The sequence below is a fragment of the Parapedobacter soli genome (assembly GCF_025460835.1).
GTDB classification, from domain to species: Bacteria; Bacteroidota; Bacteroidia; order Sphingobacteriales; family Sphingobacteriaceae; genus Parapedobacter; species Parapedobacter soli.
Genome location: NZ_JAMXAY010000003.1, coordinates 66,961 through 83,141, shown reverse-complemented (window position 1 = coordinate 83,141; position 16,181 = coordinate 66,961). Strand labels below are relative to the sequence as shown.

Genomic DNA, 16,181 nt, shown 5'->3' with positions numbered 1-16,181 from the left:
TGGGGTCACTTCGATAAGCTGATGAGGTCATCTAATCGCAGCGAGAGCTGATCGACAATGTGGGTGGCCTGCTGGTAATGGGGGGTTCTTTCGGCGAGTTTCGCCGTGATGTCGTCCAGCAGTGGTTTTCCGGTGAGCCCACGGAGTGCCGGGCGCGAAGCGATATCGGTCTGCATGAGCCGGCACCATAGGGCCCTGGGAGTGAGGTAAAAGTAAATGGTTTTGCCATTTTTATTCATCCACGCCATGTTGTCGAAATAACAAGGTGTACCGCCGCCAGTGGCAATAATTGCAGGCGGCTGCAACGGCAGGCCCTTGAGTACCCGGCTCTCCAATTCCCTGAAGGCCGCTTCGCCGTACTGTGAGAAATATGCCGGGATGGGCATGCCCGACGCGTTGACGATTTCGTCGTCGAGATCGATAAACACACGCGACGTTTTCGCGGCTAGCTTGCGCCCCCAGGTCGTCTTACCGCTGCCCATGAAACCGATGAGGAAAATAGATTTGGAATTATTCATCTTGATAGGCTTTTTCGAAATACTGCTTGTCTAACGTGTTGAAATCGGGCAGGGTGTTATAATGCCACTTGTTGATGACCGTACCGTTGCGCATCAGCAACACACCCGGATTTGCACGCACCATGCTTTTGAGCGGCACGGCATCGGCATAGAATATCTCGGTGAGCAGGCTCAGCTCCCGGCTCACTTGCTCGGCTGTCTGCGTGCCGCTGGCGGTGAGTAATATCGCGCGGATATTGTATGAGTCGGTCACCTCGGTAACCAGCTTGTTTATGCGGTCCAGCGCCGGGAGGTTGGCCTTATCCAGATTCCAGGCAACCACCACGATGTTGTAATAGGGGTTTTCGACGAGTTGCTGGGTGACATCCTCGCCGTTGGCATCGCTGATCAGCAGGTCGGGTATGGGCACCTGATAGCCTTTCTTGACCAGCTTGGTTTCGGGGTCGCCGACGATTTCCCATGCTTCATCCTTCCAAAGCTCATCGGCTAGGTAAACTTTGTCTGACACCTGTTTTTCGGCGCCTGTTGTTTTGTTGCGCAAGGTGTAAAGGATATCGTATTGATCGCCTACTTCACCCTCGGGCAGCGTCATCAGTTCGGGGAGGTTATTGCCATTTTTGTAGGGGAGGAAGTCGATGAATGGCAGATAGTTGACGGTGTAGATGCCGATGCCGGCAGCTAAAATGGTCAATACCACGGTAATGAACACCTGTGTGCCCCTGCTTTTTGTGATGGAGCGGATGGCTGCCCTGTTGACAAAGATAATCAGGATAAGTACCAGCAGTACCAGGTCTTTGCCAAACGATTGCCAAGGGGTGAGGGGTATGGCATCGCCGAAGCACCCACAGGAGGTAACCACCTCGAAAAAGGCGGAATAGAAGGTTAAAAACGTGAAAAAGAGGATGAGCAGCAGTAGGCCCCAGGCAACGGTGCGCCCCCAATAGCCCAGCAGTAGCAGCGCGCCGAGCAGGATTTCTAGTGCGCACACGATGATCGCTATGATAACGGCATAATCGTTCAGGAAATGGGTGCCGAATACATGGAAGTATTCTTCGAGTTTGTAACCGAAACCGGTAGGGTCGTTCGCCTTGATCAGTCCCGAAAAGATAAAGAGGAGCCCGGTGACTATCCGTGCGAATACGAGCAGGTAATTGGTGCGTGTGTTTGGAGTAGTTGTGGTGTTCATAGGCTACTTGTTTAAGATTTGCTGTCGGCCAGTCCGAGTTTGATGAGCGCAAAGACCGCATAGTTGAGCATATCTTGGTAGTTTGCTTTTACACCTTCGGAAACCACCGTCTGCCCCTCGTTGTCTTCGATTTGCTTTACACGGTAAATCTTGGTGAGGATGAGGTCGGTGAGCGACGTAAGGCGCATGTCGCGCCATGCCTCGCCGTAATCGTGGTTTTTGGCAAACATCAGTTCCTTGGTTTCCCGGACGGCCTCGCGGTATCCCTGCTCCACGGCTTCAGGTGCCAGTTGCTCATTCATGCTGGTGCCGAGCTCCAGCTGTAAGATGCCGATTATGCAATAGTTGACGATTCCGATGTACTCGTCCGTGACCCCTTCGCCCACCTTGGATACTTTTTTTTCTTCAAGGGTGCGGATACGCTGTGCTTTGATGTAAAGTTGGTCGGTAATCGAGGCCGGCCGCATAATCCGCCAAGAGGTGCCGTAGTCGGCAGTCTTCTTTGCAAATAATTGTTGGCAATGCTCGATAATGCGGTCGTACTGTGTTGATGTATCCATGGTAGTGACAAAGATAAAAAGATTTGCCGATTAGCCTTAGGGAAAGAAGAAAGAGTAAGGATTGGAGGAGCAAGGATAAGGTTTGCATATAAAGTGAATTTGACTAAGTTTGGGACGTGGAAAATTCGATGATACGAACCGTGCAGGTAACCCGTTATGTGACGCCGCTGCGTGAGGGCGGGTCGCTGCCCGCTATTGTGGAGGCCGATGATGGCTTCCTTTATGCGCTGAAGTTCCGTGGTGCGGGGCAGGGCGGCAGGGCGCTCATCGCCGAGTTGCTGGGCGGTGCAATTGCACATGCCCTCGGTTTCCGTGTTCCCGAGCTGGTATTTGCACAGCTCGATGAGGCGTTCGGCCGGACTGAGCCCGATGAAGAAATACAGGATCTGCTGCGGGCCAGCACCGGACTGAACCTGGCGTTGCACTACCTGTCGGGCGCCATCACGTTCGACCCTGCCGTAACGCAGCTGGATGCGGCGCTGGCTTCGCGGATTGTGTGGCTTGACTGCCTGCTGACTAATGTGGACCGGACGGCGAAGAATACCAACATGCTGATGTGGCACAAGGAGTTATGGCTCATCGACCATGGGGCATCCCTCTACTTCCACCATACGTGGGATAACTGGCAGGAGCAAGCCACCAAACCTTTCGTGCGTGTAAAAGACCATGTACTCCTGCCGTGGGCATCTCAGTTGGAAGAAGCTGATAAATTGCTGAAAACCAAGCTTACCAACTCGCTGATTGACCACATTGTAGAGCAGGTGCCCGATGAGTGGCTGGCTGCGGTGGATGGTGAGACGCCGGCATCTGCGCGGGATGTTTACCGGCAGTTTTTGAAGATGCGGGTAGCCGCTTCGGAGGTTTTTGTAAAAGAAGCACAAGATGCCCGGGAGAGAATTATTTGAATACGCGGTTATCCGCTTGGTGCCGCAGGTGGAGCGTGAGGAATTCCTGAATATCGGTGTAGTACTGTATTGCCGCGGGCAGCGGCTGCTGGCCATGCGGTATGCGCTGGACGCACAGCGGCTAGCGGCATTCCGCCTTCCGGTGTCTATCGGCGAGCTGGAGGCTTACCTGCGGGCCTTCGGGCATATATGCCACGGCGAACCGGTGGGAGGGCCCATTGCGACCTTGCCCATGGCCGAACGTTTCAGGTGGCTTACCGCTAAGCGGAGCACGGTTGTCCAGACATCGCCCGTGCACCCCGGATTGTGCGTCCATGCGGCGGAGACCTTGGAACGCCTATTCCAGGAGCTGGTGCTGTAAATTATCCCTTTACTTGATTGTGCTATCGCCGCTACATGCGGTGAGCCCGGCTTGTACTTCCTCGATGGTGAACATATCCATTGAGTTGCCGAACGAATTGCCGATGTAGGTGAGCACGTAGGCTATTTCGATCGGGGTGAGCGTAGGCGTGGGGGGCATTTCGGTGTCGAATGTTATCCCACCTACCTCGATGGGGCCCGTGAGGCCGTGTTTGATGAAGCATGCCAACCGCTGCCGATGCTCGTTGAGGAAAGTGCTGTCCGTAAGCGGAGGATACAGGGTGCCGAGCCCTTCGCCGTTGGCTCCGTGGCAATTCTGGCAATGCGCGGCGTATACCCGCTGTCCGTTTACGGTATACTGTGCCGTGCGGATGGCTTGCTCGCCCTGGCACGCATGGAATGCCAGGTACATGGATAGCGAAGCCGCACAGATGTACAACCAGCGGTTCCGCATCACTTGTATGATTTCAGCAGGGTTTCCAGGTCGTTGATAAGTAGCTGTACCTGCGCGTCGTCGGTGCCGTCATACGCCCCGCGGATATGCCGGTCCTTATCCACTAGCAGCAGGTGGCCGGAGTGGTCATAGCCACCGGGCACCGCAGCGTCTTCCTTGGTATAAACCATGTAGCTGTCGGATAGGCCGTAGATAGCAGCTTTGCTGCCGGTTACGAATTGCCACTGGTCGTTCGTTACGCCGAGTTTCCCAGCATACGTTTTGAGTACGCTGGGGGTATCATAGCGGAAATCGATGCTGTGTGACAGGAAACGTACGCGCTCGTCGCCTTTGTATTTCTCGTAAACTTTCAGCAGGTTGCGCTGCATGGTGGGGCAGATGCTCGGGCAGTGGGTGAAGAAAAAATTAGCCACGTACACACCGTTTTCAAAAGTGTGGTTGTCAATGAAAACACTATCCTGGTTGAGCAACCGGAAGTCGGCAATGGTGTGGTATACCGTGTCGGTCACCGTTTGGCCGTCCACCACTTTCGTAACCGGTTCGCGGGCTCCCAAGATAGGCAGGCTTGTCTCCGTAGGTTGTTGGCAGGCCACCACCACGCTCAACGCAAAGGTGGCTGCCAGTATATCACTTATCCGCATGCCACTCAGAATTGTGCTAGTTTTTCAGCGCTTTCCTTGGCTACCTCGTCAAAGAGTTGCTTCATTTGTTTCACCTTTTCCACCTCTCCCTCGTAGTATGTCTTGATTTCGGCTGCCGATTTATCCTGCGGGTCGACATCGAATTCCGTCATCCAGTCCATCATGGCATTGGTGGCCTCATTGAGCCGGTCTTTCAATCCGCTAAGGTTTGAGCGGGTCTGTGCGGTATCTATATCCGGGTTTTCGGACTTCAGTTGCGGCAAACTCGATAAGAGGGAGTCTATTTTTATGGTGTTGCGGTCAAATGCACTGATTTGGGGCATGATATCGTCGTGGATAGCAATGGCCTCGTCACGTAGTCTATCGATTTCGCCGGTATCGCCACCGCTGTTGCAGGCCGAAAGCAGCAGCAGGAGGGCGGCGGCTGTAAACATCGTTTTCTTCATGATCTTCTGTTTTTTTGTTAGATGACAAACTTAGCTAAATTCCCGTTCATATACAATCAGGCACACCAGAAACCGTGCCTGAATGTTAGGGGACTTTTTCCGTGTAATATTCTTCATGGTCGCCACAGTGTACTTCGATGACGCCTGCAACGATGAGGTTGACCAGGATACGCTGTGTACGCCGCCGCGACAGCTGGAGGTGGCTGCATAATTCCGGTAAGTTCGAGCGCGTATGGGTATGCACGTATTCCATAAGGGCCTTTTCCTTCTCGGTAAAACTGAATTGCACGCCTTCGGGCCTGTTGCTTTGGTGCAACACGTCGACCACCACCTTGCCCGCCAGCAGGCTTTTGTCGCCCACCCGCACATAAACCCACCACTTGCCGTTATCGTCTAGCGCGTAATGCGGCTTGAGGTCGCTCTCGGGAACCTCGCCAACCAGTACGAGTTTGTCGTCCACATATACCTCCGTGAAATGCAGGTCGATCGTGGGGCGGCAATAGTGCTGGCCGGCGTGTTGAAGCATATATTTCTCTTCATCTTCGCTTTTAACGCCTTTGATGGTGCCGTCGTCGGCTACGCCCACCAGTAATTTACCCCCTTTGGTATTTGCAAAGGCCACCAATGTCTTGGCTATTTTTCCGCAGTTGCTGATCTTGTTTTTGAAGTCGAGCTGCTCGCCTTCGCCTTGGAGTATCAACGTCTTGATGGTCACGTCTGTTTGCTTAATGGTGTATTTGCCTACTATGCGCGATTATATGCATTTCAATGCAGTCCCCCAGGGGTAGTATACCCCCACTAAGATAGCCACAAATTTTGAAAGACGGAAAATTTGTTGGCCGGTCGGAGGTTGAATTTCCATGAAAACATTATTTTAGCACCATAAATCATTGCGCAATGACCAAAGAAAGCCTAACCAGCACCAGAAATACATGGCTGTTGGTTATCGTAGCCGCGTTGGGCTATTTTGTTGATATATATGACCTTGTGATTTTTTCCATTGTCCGGGTGCAGAGTTTCCACGATATCGGCATTCCGGAGGCCGATATGCGTACGGGAGGCGAATATGTGCTGAATATGCAGATGGGCGGATTGTTGATAGGTGGCCTGCTATGGGGCATACTGGGTGATAAATTCGGTCGCATTAAGGTGCTCTTTGGGTCTATCCTCATGTATTCGATTGCCAATATTGCGAACGGGATGGTACACGACATCCATTCGTATGCCATTATCCGTTTCATCGCGGGTGTGGGGCTGGCGGGCGAGCTGGGTGCGGGCATTACCTTGGTGAGCGAGGCGATGGATAGAAACAAGCGGGGATATGGCACCATGATCGTTGCATCGGTGGGGGTGCTGGGCGCGATTGCTGCCTACTTTGTTTCCGAATTTTTCGATTGGCGCCATGCGTATTTCGTTGGCGGCGGGATGGGGTTGCTGCTACTTGTCCTGCGCGTGGGGACGTTTGAGTCGGGTATGTTTAAAAAGGTATCGGCAAACTCCATCGAAAAAGGCAGGCTGAGTATGCTGTTCACGAATGCCGACCGGTTTAAACGTTACGTGTATTGCCTGCTCATCGGCCTGCCGATCTGGTTTGTGGTGGGCATATTGGTGACCCAGGCGCCGGAGTTCGGCAAGGCACTGGGGGCCCCGGTAACATTGAGCGCCGGCAAGGGGATTTTATTTACCTATTTGGGCCTCTCGCTGGGTGATATGGCAGCGGGCTTGTTTGCCCAAATAACAAAATCGCGTCGCCTGGCGGTATTCATCTTCCAGCTCATGATCATTGCATCGTCGGTCTGGTACCTTAGCAGCGAAGGGATTACCGAAACACGCTTCCATTGGGTCGCTTTTTTCATGGGGATATCCATTGGCTACTGGGCGACGTTTGTGACCATCGCATCGGAACAGTTCGGAACCAACCTGAGGGCTACCGTGACCACCACGGCACCCAATTTTGTACGGGGAGCGTTGATCCCGTCAACACTGCTTTTTGAGTTTTTTGTGGAACGGACCGGTATCATCACCGCTGCCTACATCATGATCTTCCTGCTTACGGGGATAGCGATATTCGCAATCAGTCAATTGAAAGAAAGCTTTGACCGGGATCTGGATTTTGTGGAGGATTAGCGTTTGGGGCATTTCTTGCAGCGTTTGCCGCGTTTGTACTTTTTGCAGCACTTCTTGAAATCACAGCCGCATCCGTCGCAATAAGGATTCAATCCTTTGAAATGCTGCGGGTCGGTACCATGGGCGGCTTCGAGACCTGTAAGTGATTGCTCCTCAAACATAACGCTGCAAAAGTATACTTTATTTAGAAAAATTCCAATTAGTATGGCTTGAATTTTTAGGTGCTGCCGGTTTCGTTACTTCGATTTGCATGGATAAAGCAACTTTCGTAACTTGTCAACATCCCCGGTTGTGGGGGGTAACCAATTGAAGACGCTTATGATTAATAAAGTAGTTGCTAATGCCAAAGAAGCCATTGCCGGCATATCTGACGGGATGACGTTGATGCTTGGTGGTTTTGGTTTGTGCGGCATCCCCGAAAACTGCATCCATGAGATTGCGGAACGGGGGATTTCAGGTTTAACCTGTATTTCGAACAATGCGGGGGTAGACGACTTCGGGATAGGCCTGCTGCTCCAGAAGCGGCAGGTGAAAAAGATGATTGCCTCTTACGTAGGTGAGAATGCCGAGTTTGAGCGGCAGCTGCTTACCGGCGAATTGGAGGTGGAACTGGTGCCGCAGGGCACGTTGGCGACACGCTGCATGGCGGCTGGATATGGCATGCCTGCCATCTTTACACCGGCCGGTGTGGGTACCGAAGTTGCCGAAGGGAAGGAAGTACGGAATTTCGGAGGCAAAGATTACTTGCTGGAAATGGCATTTGAGGCCGAATTTGCCTTGGTGAAGGCTTGGAAAGGCGATACAGCAGGCAACCTGATGTACCGCATGACGGCGCGCAACTTCAATCCGGTGATGGCGATGGCCGGCAAGATCACGATTGCCGAGGTGGAGGAGCTGGTGCCGGCCGGGGAGCTCGACCCAGACCACATCCACACCCCCGGCATCTACGTGCACCGGATTTTTCAGGGTACAAACTACGAGAAACGGATTGAGCAACGGACGGTTCGGCAGGACCACTAAATCGGAAAACATGCTTGATAAGAACGGGATTGCGAAACGGATCGCAAAGGAAATAAGGGACGGATACTATGTGAACCTGGGAATTGGTATACCGACGCTGGTGGCCAATTATATCCCCGATACCATCGATGTGGTACTCCAATCGGAGAATGGGTTGCTGGGGATGGGGCCATTCCCCATGGCAGGCGAGGAAGACGCCGATTTGATCAATGCGGGGAAGCAGACCATTACCACGCTGCCCGGGGCGGCAATCTTTGATTCGGCGATGAGTTTCGGGATGATCAGGGCACAGAAGGTTGACTTGACCATCTTGGGGGCCATGGAAGTATCGGAGCACGGCGACATCGCCAGTTGGAAAATCCCGGGGAAGCTCGTAAAAGGGATGGGCGGGGCGATGGATCTGGTGGCGTCGGCAAAGAATATCATCGTGGCGATGCAGCAGACGAACAAGGCGGGCGAAAGCAAGTTGCTCCCCACCTGTAAGCTACCGCTCACTGGGGTGCGCTGTATCCGAAAGATAGTTACCGAAATGGCTGTTTTTGAGGTTGATATAGCAAACGGTGGATTCCACCTGCGCGAGCGGGCACCGGGGGTTAGCGTAAGCGAAATCCGCAATGCCACCGCCGGAAAATTCATTGCTGAAGGTGATATTCCCGAAATGCAGCTGTAGGCGGTTATAGGCTATTGGCCGCTGAGCCCGAGGACCTTTTCCCGTAGATGTGCAGATATCTCACTGGTAATGGCTATGATCGGCTTGGGGTCATCTGTGTTATTGATGATGACGCGGTCGCACTGCTCCCGGAAGGGGAGCAGGTATTCGCGGTACGCGGGCATCACGTGGTTTACCCATTTATACCGGACATCGTCTTCGTCGTAGCCGCGCTCCACAAGGTCCCGCTTCAGCCGCCGTTGCAGGGCTACCTCCTCATCAGCGTGCAGGAATACGCGGTGGTCAAGCAGCGCGTTGACCTCCTTGTAATAGAAAATGAACAGCCCTTCGACAATAAGGATCGGCGCGGGGTTGGTTTCGATCATCTTCGGCTTGAGCGCCGGGTTATTGAAGGTGTATTCTTGGCGGTATACGGTATCCCCCTGAAGGAGCAGCTTGATATCGCGTTCGAATGCTGGCTGGTCGATAGCCGTGGGCAGGTCGAAATTATACAGTTTATTCTCCTCTTTGGTTTTCGTATTGGCCGGGATGTAATAGTCGTCTTGTGAAATAAGGGCCACTTCGTGGGCTGCAAAATGGTTGAGGAAGCAGTGGAGGAAAAATGTTTTCCCCGACCCGCTGCTCCCGGCAATACCGACGACGAAAGGTGCGCTAGTCCGGTTCATTTGGTGCACCGTATGCTATTTCTACCTGGAAGCGCCGATCCAGGACGCCGATCAGCGACGCAGCTGATTTGGATATGACGATAATGGCATCTTTGGTGTCGGCGGTGTCGGCAAACTTGCCAACCACTTTGGCGAATGTGGTACGCCGGGTCATCGGGTTGGTGATTTTGATGACCGTACCCACGGGCGCCGTTTTGTGCAACGCCAGCATGCTGCCGCCCTCCTGGCTGAGGTTGTCTATCCATACGCCGATGCCTTTTTCAGACATCTCGCGGATACCGTACTTGTTGGCCGGGATCTCCAATCCGGTTTCCGCTGCAGTGTCGGCGTCGTGCACAATGATTTCGTCGATGGTAGGTGGAGGGGGTGGGAGTTCTTCGTTGGGTATTTTCAATATTGTGCCGGCTTGTATCGATTCGCTGGTAAGGCCGTTTGCCCGTTTGATACTTTCTACGGAAATGATGAAGCGTTTCGAGATAGTAAATAGTGTTTCCCCTTTCCCGACCTTATAGGCGGTATACTCGCCCTGAGCCAATATAGGAACGACTACCTCCGGTTGCGCGGCCGTGTCGACGGCTGTGGTAATCGCAGCGTCGGCTACCGTTTCCTGTGGTATGCGCACGGTATCACCGATTTTCAGGGCCTTGTTGTTGTTGGCCGCGATGATGTCTTTTACCGGCACTTGGTATCTTCGGCTCAGGCCATAATACGTTTCTTTGGCTTCCAGTTGATGGATGATTATTTTCCGGCCATTTTCGTATTCCACGCCCACCGAATCCGGGGGCGACCATGGGGTACTTGCGGACAAATCGAGACAGCCAGCAAGGACTGCCAGTAAGGAAAAAGATATGCGATATAGATAGGACAGATATGTAGGTGGTATGCTCATGTTTAAATTTTGTTGCAATTATACTAAATACGATACAATTTCTTGTTTATTATCACTCACAATGAAAAGCTGGTTGCCGATCACGAAGAATAATTCGGGTAACATCTTAACCAGATCGGGGAGTACAACCCGGTCTGCCACAATAGTTAACCCGCTGGATATGACGATCCGCACGCGATACATATCTTGTATTGCTTCATGGAATGCCCACACTTGCCGGGAGCCGATTTCGCAATAGAATATATCGCCGTGGGCGGGGTAATTGGCTAAACTGTCGGGTATACCGTACGCATACCGAAGTGGGATGACAACCTGTGGGGCTTCCTCGGGGTGTCCAGCCGTTGTGCCTGTTTTTACCAAATCCCCCGTAGCTAGGTCGAGGTGCTGCTCGTAGCCACCGGCCAGGTTCCGGTGGCGTACGGCGAGCCGTGTGCCGGCCATACCCACCAATACATAATGGAATTGTTCCCAAAGTACATGGCCGTTATTAGCATCGATACAGGCGATGCCGGCCCCTTCGGGGCTGTTTTGGCCGTACGACCTGATCACCAGTTTCCGGTCGGCCGTACCGGCCAGCGCCCAGTTCCGGTCGCCATAGGGTTTTTCATGGATAAACGACACTCCCGTGCGGCTATCGAATGCCGAGAATAAGGGTTTTCCGGTTTCCGTGTTGCGCGTTTCCACTGCGAGTAGATTGCGGGCGGTATCCGCTTCGATGCGCCAAACCATTCCGAAAAAACTTTTTTTGAATGCGACTTTTAGTGTATATTTATCCATGTGCCCTCATTGGCTTCAAAAATATAACGATTCTGCATCATATGCACGAAAAAAAACAACAAAAGGGATTGCTGGGCCTGCTGTTGGCCGTCATTTGTTTGATACTGTTCGCATTCACCGCCCAAGGACAGCATATTTACCGATTTGACCTCAAAGAAGACATCGGCCCCAGCGCATGGCGCCTGGTAAAAAATGCGTATGCCAAAGCGGAAGGAGATAAGGTCGATTTGATGCTTATTGAGATGAATACGTTTGGTGGTATGGTCAACTTCGCCGACTCCATCCGCAGCCGGATATTGGATTCGCCGCTGGAGACGGTAGTCCTCATCAACCATAATGCCGCGTCGGCGGGTGCGCTGATATCGCTCGCTGCCGATCGGATATACATGAGCAAGGGGTCTAGCATCGGAGCAGCAAGTGTGGTGGACCAGTCGGGCCAGCTGCTGCCCGAAAAGCACCAGTCGTACATGCGTGGGCTGATGCGTGCCACAGCGGAAGCGAAGGGGCGGGACCCGAAGATAGCCGAAGCTTTCGTGGACGGTGACGTAGACCTACCGAGCATCAAGCCCGCGGGGAAAATACTGACGCTTACTTCGACCGAGGCCGTGGATATCGGTTTGGCCGAAGCAGAGACTTCATCCGTGGCCGAGGTGCTGGTGGCCGAAGGCGTGGATGCGCCTGACATCACCGTGCACCAGGTAACCACGATAGACCGGATTGTCTCGTTCCTCATCAATCCGGCGGTGAGCGGTATTCTGATCTTGCTGATCATCGGGGGGATCTATTTCGAAATGCAGACCCCTGGTATCGGATTCGCACTGGTCGTCGCGATAATTGCTGCCGCGTTGTTCTTTGCACCGCTTTATATACAGGGACTAGCAGACAACTGGGAAATTGCCCTGTTCTTTGTAGGTATAGTATTGATTTTATTGGAGCTATTCGTCATCCCGGGATTCGGCGTGGCTGGTATATTGGGTATTGTCTGCTTAGTATGCGGATTGGCGTTCAGTATGGTGGTGAATGATTATTTTGACTTTTCAATCGCAGAACCCGGTATGTTATTCAATTCGTTTCTATTGGTAATCGCCTCGATGGTGGTGGCCACCATCGTGATGGTTATTTTTGGTAAAAGCCTGCTCAACACACGGGCTTTCAAACGTTTGGTGCTGCAGGATGAGCAACGATCGGCCGAAGGGTATACCTCATCAAAAGTAAACCTGGAATTGGTGGATAAGGAAGGGGTTGCGAAGACGGTGCTCAGGCCTTCGGGCAAGGTGGAGATCGAAGGCAAGTGGTATGATGCGGTTGCACTGGACGGCTTTATCGATATCGGGGAGGAAGTCTACGTGGAGAAGCACGAGAACTATAATCTGTTTGTCAGAAAAAAACGTACTTCCTGATACTCTCGTAAACATTTCGTAATTTTCAGTGTTGTATCAACGAAACGAATAAAGTAGAACATTATGAGCACAAAAGTAATCAGTTTAGAAGCGAAAAAATTAAGGCCTGTTGTTGATAACCTGAACGACCTGTTAGCGAATTACCATATCCATTACCAAAAGCTGCGCGGATGCCATTGGAATGTGCGCGGCAGCCATTTCTTCACGCTGCACGCGAAGTTTGAAGAGCTGTATACCAACGCCCTCACCACGATCGACGAGCTGGCAGAACGTATCCTGACACTGGGAAAATCGCCTTTCAGTACATTCGCGGATTATGTGAAACATGCTGACCTCCAAGAGGTGGACACCATCGGTATGAAAGATGTTGATATGGTAAAGGCTATTATCGATGATTTGGAAGCATTGATTGCCATGCAGCGCGACCTCTTGGAAATTACATCCGAGGCGGAAGACGAAGGGACCAATGATATGGTCAATGCTTTTATGCAATTTAACGAAAAGCAGAACTGGATGCTCCGAGCGTTTGTGAATAATAAGAAGGCTTAGACGATCGGATTTTCTGCAAATAGAAAGGCGGCAGCCGGGGTTCCGGTTGCCGCCTTTTTCACGGGCTTTATTTTAAACACTTAGAATTTGAATCCAAGGGTAAGGAACACGCTGTTGCGTGAGTTGCTGATGTCTGCCACCGGGCTGTAAAACTCGTTGGCATCGTCGAGCTCGTAAACCTGCCAGCCGTATTTCTGTGTGAGGTTCTGGTAGGCCAAATCGATATAGACATTATTTACGCGGTATCCTATCCCTGCAGATACCCGTTGTGTGGTCAATTCGAAGCCACTGTAGGGGCTGCCCGTATGGCCGTACCCTGCGCGGATAAGGAATGCCGGGGCCACGAGGTATTCGCCGCCGATCCTGAAGTTGACAGCCTGGGTGAAGTTGTCACGGATTTGCTCGTTCATGATGTTGTCGGTATTCGAGTCGACAGACGAGAACGTCATGCTGGCGTAGTCCAAATATTCAACGTCGGCACTGATGAGTCCCCCACCGAAAATAGCTGCAACCCCGCCGCTGATGCGGTAGGGGCTCCGTAAGTTATAATCGAAATAGCTAGGTTCCCCCTCGCTGGGGAAACTCTCCGATGAGCCGTCCGTCAGGTAGTTGGTAACACTCAAATAGTCTTCATAATCGTTCGTCAGCTTGTACCATGTAGGCGAGATGGCTGTGACACCGATCTGCAGATAGTCTATGGGTTTGTAAATGAGCCCAATCTTGGCGTTGAAGCCATTCCCAGTAGTTTTAGACCAGTATTCGTTGTCGTACTCGTACTCCGACTCCAGCAAAGGATTGTAAACATCGTAATCGGCATTTGTAGGGTCTACAAAGCGCGAATCAGGGTTCATACTGAATATGTAACCGAAATTCTCCATGGCGCCGTCTTCCATATACAAATAGTTGACATCGTGGTTGATGTGGGTAAACCCGATACCCGCACCGATGTAAAGCATGTTGCTGTAATTGGCGCCAAAAGAAATATTCGTTTCCGATTGGAAACCGGTTTCGCGATTGGTTACCGTTTGTTTATTGTCTAATGTTGTCATCGGGACATACTCATAGTCGCCCGCTACCGGTCGTTCATCGATGAACCCGGCATCCCAGCCGAAGTCGCCGTATACATTGCCCGGTTCATAGGCTTCGTACATCATGAAATCCGCTATGCTGCTTTCGCTATTGATGCCGGTGAAGCCCACCGTAGTATTGAAGTTGTTCGTTTTGCTGTAGCCCACGCCGATATTGAAATTCAGCCATCCTGAAGTCAGGTCGCTTCCGCGCGCGCGGCGGGCAGGGATATGGAAAACGGCACCGATCTGGTTGAAGCCCAGTTTGTCTACATTGTATTGGCTGTTGGTGCCAAAGTAGCTGGCCTTATTGAGGTCGTTGGAGTAGTCGAGCGATATGCTGAAGTCGGACTGGCCGAAGAAGCCCAATCCGGCGGGATTGCCTGAAATCGAGCTGAGGTCGCCCCCAAGCGCCGTCTGTGCGTTGCCCAGTCCTTTAAACCGGGCTGTTGCACCCAGTTCGGGTTGTGAAAATCGGAGAACGTCTTGGAGATACTGGCCTTGTGCGGTGAGACCGAGTGTACCCAACATAAGTCCCGATAGTGCTATTTTTCTGATATACATATTCATGGTTGCTCTCGATTAAGCTCATAAAATAGGCCAACCAAACTAATTCCCGGATTTATCCCTTCTGGAAACGATTCAGTTGGCCCATGAAATTCCAATATCGGTCAAAGCGATCACCGGCCCCTGCCGCCCCGGCTGCTACTGCCGCTGCTTCCTCTGCTACTACCGCTCGAACTCGAACCGGACGACCGTGACGGCGGTGATACGGACGAACCGCGGGAACTGCTGCCAGATGAGCGTGGAGCTGAGGTGCTGGGCCGAGTCGTAGATGCTGGCCTAGCGCTGCTGCTTGGCCGTGAACTGCTTGGCCTTGCCGGACGTGCACTGCTGCCCGACGAGCGCCCTGTAGCCGATGGACGCGTCGTTTGTGGCCGGGTAGCTTGTGGCCGTGCAGTTTGCCGGCCCGTAGACCGCGTTGATGTACCGCTTCTGACACCTTCGGTGTTGCGTGAGGAGCTGCTCCTTACACCCGAATTATTGCCTGAACTGCGTGTAACCGCTGTACGGGTCGAAATACGTCCGTTGGCATCCCGTGAAATCGCTGTACGTGTAGCATTGCGTGTAGAGGCGCGTGAAGTGCGTGTGTTCATCCGGTCGCGGGACGATGAGCGCGCTGCCATGTGGCGGTTATTCACGATGATGGTCCCGGGATAATACCCATAACCGTAGCCATAGCCGCCCCAACCCCAGCGGTTGTAAGCGTATGGGCCCCAATAGCCACGCCCGTAATAGGGCGAACCCCAACCCCAATAGCCACCATAGTATGGATAATAATAAGGGTTATACCAGCTGCTGCCCCAACCGAGGCCCCAGCCACCCCAACCCAAACCAAGGCTGAACCCACTGTTCCAGCCGTAACCGTACCATGGGTCGAACCACGGGTCGTAGTAACTCATGCCCGGTGTATTGTAGTAAAAGCGATTTATGCGGTTGGCATATTCGCTGTCGCCGTATTCGTCGGCATAATAGTCATCGTAGTAACCTTCGTCCGTATAATCATCTGCATAGTACCCCTCACCGGCATACTGTTCTTCCTGCGCGGTGCCTTCGTCATAGTAATAATCGGGGCTTTGGTAGTTGACTTCCCTGGCCTTCGCGTTATTGTTATAGACGTCATCGCGGAACGCTACCTGCCGGGAGGTGCTACACGCACCGAACACGAACAAGCTTATTAGAGCTATGGCGCTGATTCTTAATCTATTGGCTTTCATTTCAAAAATCCTTTCCTTTGGTTAAAGCCCACTGCTTTACAGTAATTGACTGAATTTGGGACGATTGGTTTAATCGCCGGATCATTTTTTATTCGGTAATTTGACAAAAGCATATACCTTTGCTAAGCGAAATTCAAACGCGTATCCACTCCGCAAACTTAGATATATT

General features: G+C 52.3%; 19 protein-coding genes. 7 read left to right on the top strand and 12 right to left on the bottom strand.

Annotated elements, in window-relative coordinates; genetic code table 11:
• Positions 1-5 precede the first annotated feature (5 nt).
• The 3 genes from NGM62_RS02510 to NGM62_RS02500 are packed head-to-tail and all read right to left on the bottom strand — an operon-like array spanning position 6 to position 2,264.
• Positions 6-518: a shikimate kinase gene (locus NGM62_RS02510; protein ID WP_262245614.1), complete on the bottom strand. Its 513-nt coding sequence runs from the start codon at positions 516-518 to the stop codon at positions 6-8.
• A complete protein-coding gene (locus NGM62_RS02505; RefSeq protein WP_262245613.1) occupies positions 511-1,704 on the bottom strand; it encodes a BT_3928 family protein in 1,194 nt (397 codons plus the stop codon). The genes NGM62_RS02510 and NGM62_RS02505 overlap by 8 nt, the downstream gene beginning before the upstream one ends.
• Before the next feature lie 11 nt (positions 1,705-1,715).
• The gene (locus tag NGM62_RS02500; protein ID WP_262245612.1) at positions 1,716-2,264 is read right to left on the bottom strand and encodes a DUF1599 domain-containing protein; all 549 of its coding nucleotides are present in this window, start codon (positions 2,262-2,264) and stop codon (positions 1,716-1,718) included.
• A 128-nt stretch (positions 2,265-2,392) separates the two neighbouring features.
• Here NGM62_RS02500 and NGM62_RS02495 point away from each other — a divergent pair, with 128 nt between their 5' ends.
• Positions 2,393-3,169: a HipA family kinase gene (locus NGM62_RS02495; protein WP_262245611.1), complete on the top strand. Its 777-nt coding sequence runs from the start codon at positions 2,393-2,395 to the stop codon at positions 3,167-3,169.
• The gene (locus tag NGM62_RS02490) at positions 3,147-3,530 is read left to right on the top strand and encodes a DUF3037 domain-containing protein (protein WP_262245610.1); all 384 of its coding nucleotides are present in this window, start codon (positions 3,147-3,149) and stop codon (positions 3,528-3,530) included. The genes NGM62_RS02495 and NGM62_RS02490 overlap by 23 nt, the downstream gene beginning before the upstream one ends.
• Positions 3,531-3,539: 9 nt before the next feature.
• On the opposite strand, the gene NGM62_RS02485 is transcribed toward NGM62_RS02490, so the two are convergent.
• From NGM62_RS02485 to NGM62_RS02470, 4 genes are all read right to left on the bottom strand, one after another.
• Entirely contained in the window at positions 3,540-3,983 is a 444-nt protein-coding gene (locus NGM62_RS02485) for a c-type cytochrome (protein ID WP_262245609.1), read from the bottom strand.
• A complete protein-coding gene (locus NGM62_RS02480) occupies positions 3,983-4,624 on the bottom strand; it encodes an SCO family protein (RefSeq protein WP_262245608.1) in 642 nt (213 codons plus the stop codon). The genes NGM62_RS02485 and NGM62_RS02480 overlap by 1 nt, the downstream gene beginning before the upstream one ends.
• 5 nt (positions 4,625-4,629) lie before the next feature.
• The gene (locus NGM62_RS02475; protein WP_262245607.1) at positions 4,630-5,070 is read right to left on the bottom strand and encodes a transposase; all 441 of its coding nucleotides are present in this window, start codon (positions 5,068-5,070) and stop codon (positions 4,630-4,632) included.
• Positions 5,071-5,155: 85 nt separating this feature from the next.
• Positions 5,156-5,785, bottom strand: a complete 630-nt coding sequence (locus NGM62_RS02470) for an AlbA family DNA-binding domain-containing protein (protein ID WP_262245606.1) — start codon at positions 5,783-5,785, stop codon at positions 5,156-5,158.
• A 182-nt stretch (positions 5,786-5,967) separates the two neighbouring features.
• Here NGM62_RS02470 and NGM62_RS02465 point away from each other — a divergent pair, with 182 nt between their 5' ends.
• The 3 genes from NGM62_RS02465 (at position 5,968) to NGM62_RS02455 (ending at position 8,887) form a co-directional block, all read left to right on the top strand.
• Positions 5,968-7,197 (top strand): MFS transporter, encoded by a 1,230-nt coding sequence (locus NGM62_RS02465; RefSeq protein ID WP_262245605.1) that lies wholly within the window; start codon positions 5,968-5,970, stop codon positions 7,195-7,197.
• 318 nt (positions 7,198-7,515) lie between these two features.
• Positions 7,516-8,217 carry a CoA transferase subunit A gene (locus NGM62_RS02460; protein WP_262245604.1) on the top strand — a complete coding sequence of 234 codons (702 nt, stop codon included), beginning with the start codon at positions 7,516-7,518 and terminating at the stop codon, positions 8,215-8,217.
• Between the two features lie 10 nt (positions 8,218-8,227).
• Positions 8,228-8,887 (top strand): 3-oxoacid CoA-transferase subunit B, encoded by a 660-nt coding sequence (locus tag NGM62_RS02455; protein WP_262245603.1) that lies wholly within the window; start codon positions 8,228-8,230, stop codon positions 8,885-8,887.
• An 11-nt stretch (positions 8,888-8,898) separates the two neighbouring features.
• On the opposite strand, the gene NGM62_RS02450 is transcribed toward NGM62_RS02455, so the two are convergent.
• Genes NGM62_RS02450 through NGM62_RS02440 form a run of 3 tightly spaced genes read right to left on the bottom strand, consistent with a single transcriptional unit; the run spans position 8,899 to position 11,218 of the window.
• Complete coding sequence (locus tag NGM62_RS02450) at positions 8,899-9,552, bottom strand: uridine kinase family protein (protein ID WP_262245602.1); 654 nt, start codon at positions 9,550-9,552, stop codon at positions 8,899-8,901.
• A complete protein-coding gene (locus tag NGM62_RS02445) occupies positions 9,539-10,441 on the bottom strand; it encodes a DPBB and LysM peptidoglycan-binding domain-containing protein (protein ID WP_262245601.1) in 903 nt (300 codons plus the stop codon). The genes NGM62_RS02450 and NGM62_RS02445 overlap by 14 nt, the downstream gene beginning before the upstream one ends.
• 18 nt (positions 10,442-10,459) lie before the next feature.
• The gene (locus tag NGM62_RS02440) at positions 10,460-11,218 is read right to left on the bottom strand and encodes a DUF4905 domain-containing protein (RefSeq protein WP_262245600.1); all 759 of its coding nucleotides are present in this window, start codon (positions 11,216-11,218) and stop codon (positions 10,460-10,462) included.
• Positions 11,219-11,259: 41 nt separating this feature from the next.
• On the opposite strand from NGM62_RS02440, the gene NGM62_RS02435 reads away from it, so the two are divergent.
• Both NGM62_RS02435 and NGM62_RS02430 read left to right on the top strand, forming a co-directional pair.
• On the top strand, positions 11,260-12,618 hold the full coding sequence (locus NGM62_RS02435; RefSeq protein WP_262245599.1) for an NfeD family protein: 1,359 nt from the start codon (positions 11,260-11,262) through the stop codon (positions 12,616-12,618).
• A gap of 63 nt (positions 12,619-12,681) precedes the next feature.
• On the top strand, positions 12,682-13,167 hold the full coding sequence (locus NGM62_RS02430; RefSeq protein WP_262245598.1) for a Dps family protein: 486 nt from the start codon (positions 12,682-12,684) through the stop codon (positions 13,165-13,167).
• A gap of 80 nt (positions 13,168-13,247) precedes the next feature.
• On the opposite strand, the gene NGM62_RS02425 is transcribed toward NGM62_RS02430, so the two are convergent.
• Complete coding sequence (locus tag NGM62_RS02425; RefSeq protein ID WP_262245597.1) at positions 13,248-14,804, bottom strand: OmpP1/FadL family transporter; 1,557 nt, start codon at positions 14,802-14,804, stop codon at positions 13,248-13,250.
• 110 nt (positions 14,805-14,914) lie between these two features.
• On the bottom strand, positions 14,915-16,012 hold the full coding sequence (locus NGM62_RS02420) for a hypothetical protein (RefSeq protein ID WP_262245698.1): 1,098 nt from the start codon (positions 16,010-16,012) through the stop codon (positions 14,915-14,917).
• Positions 16,013-16,181: the final 169 nt, after the last annotated feature.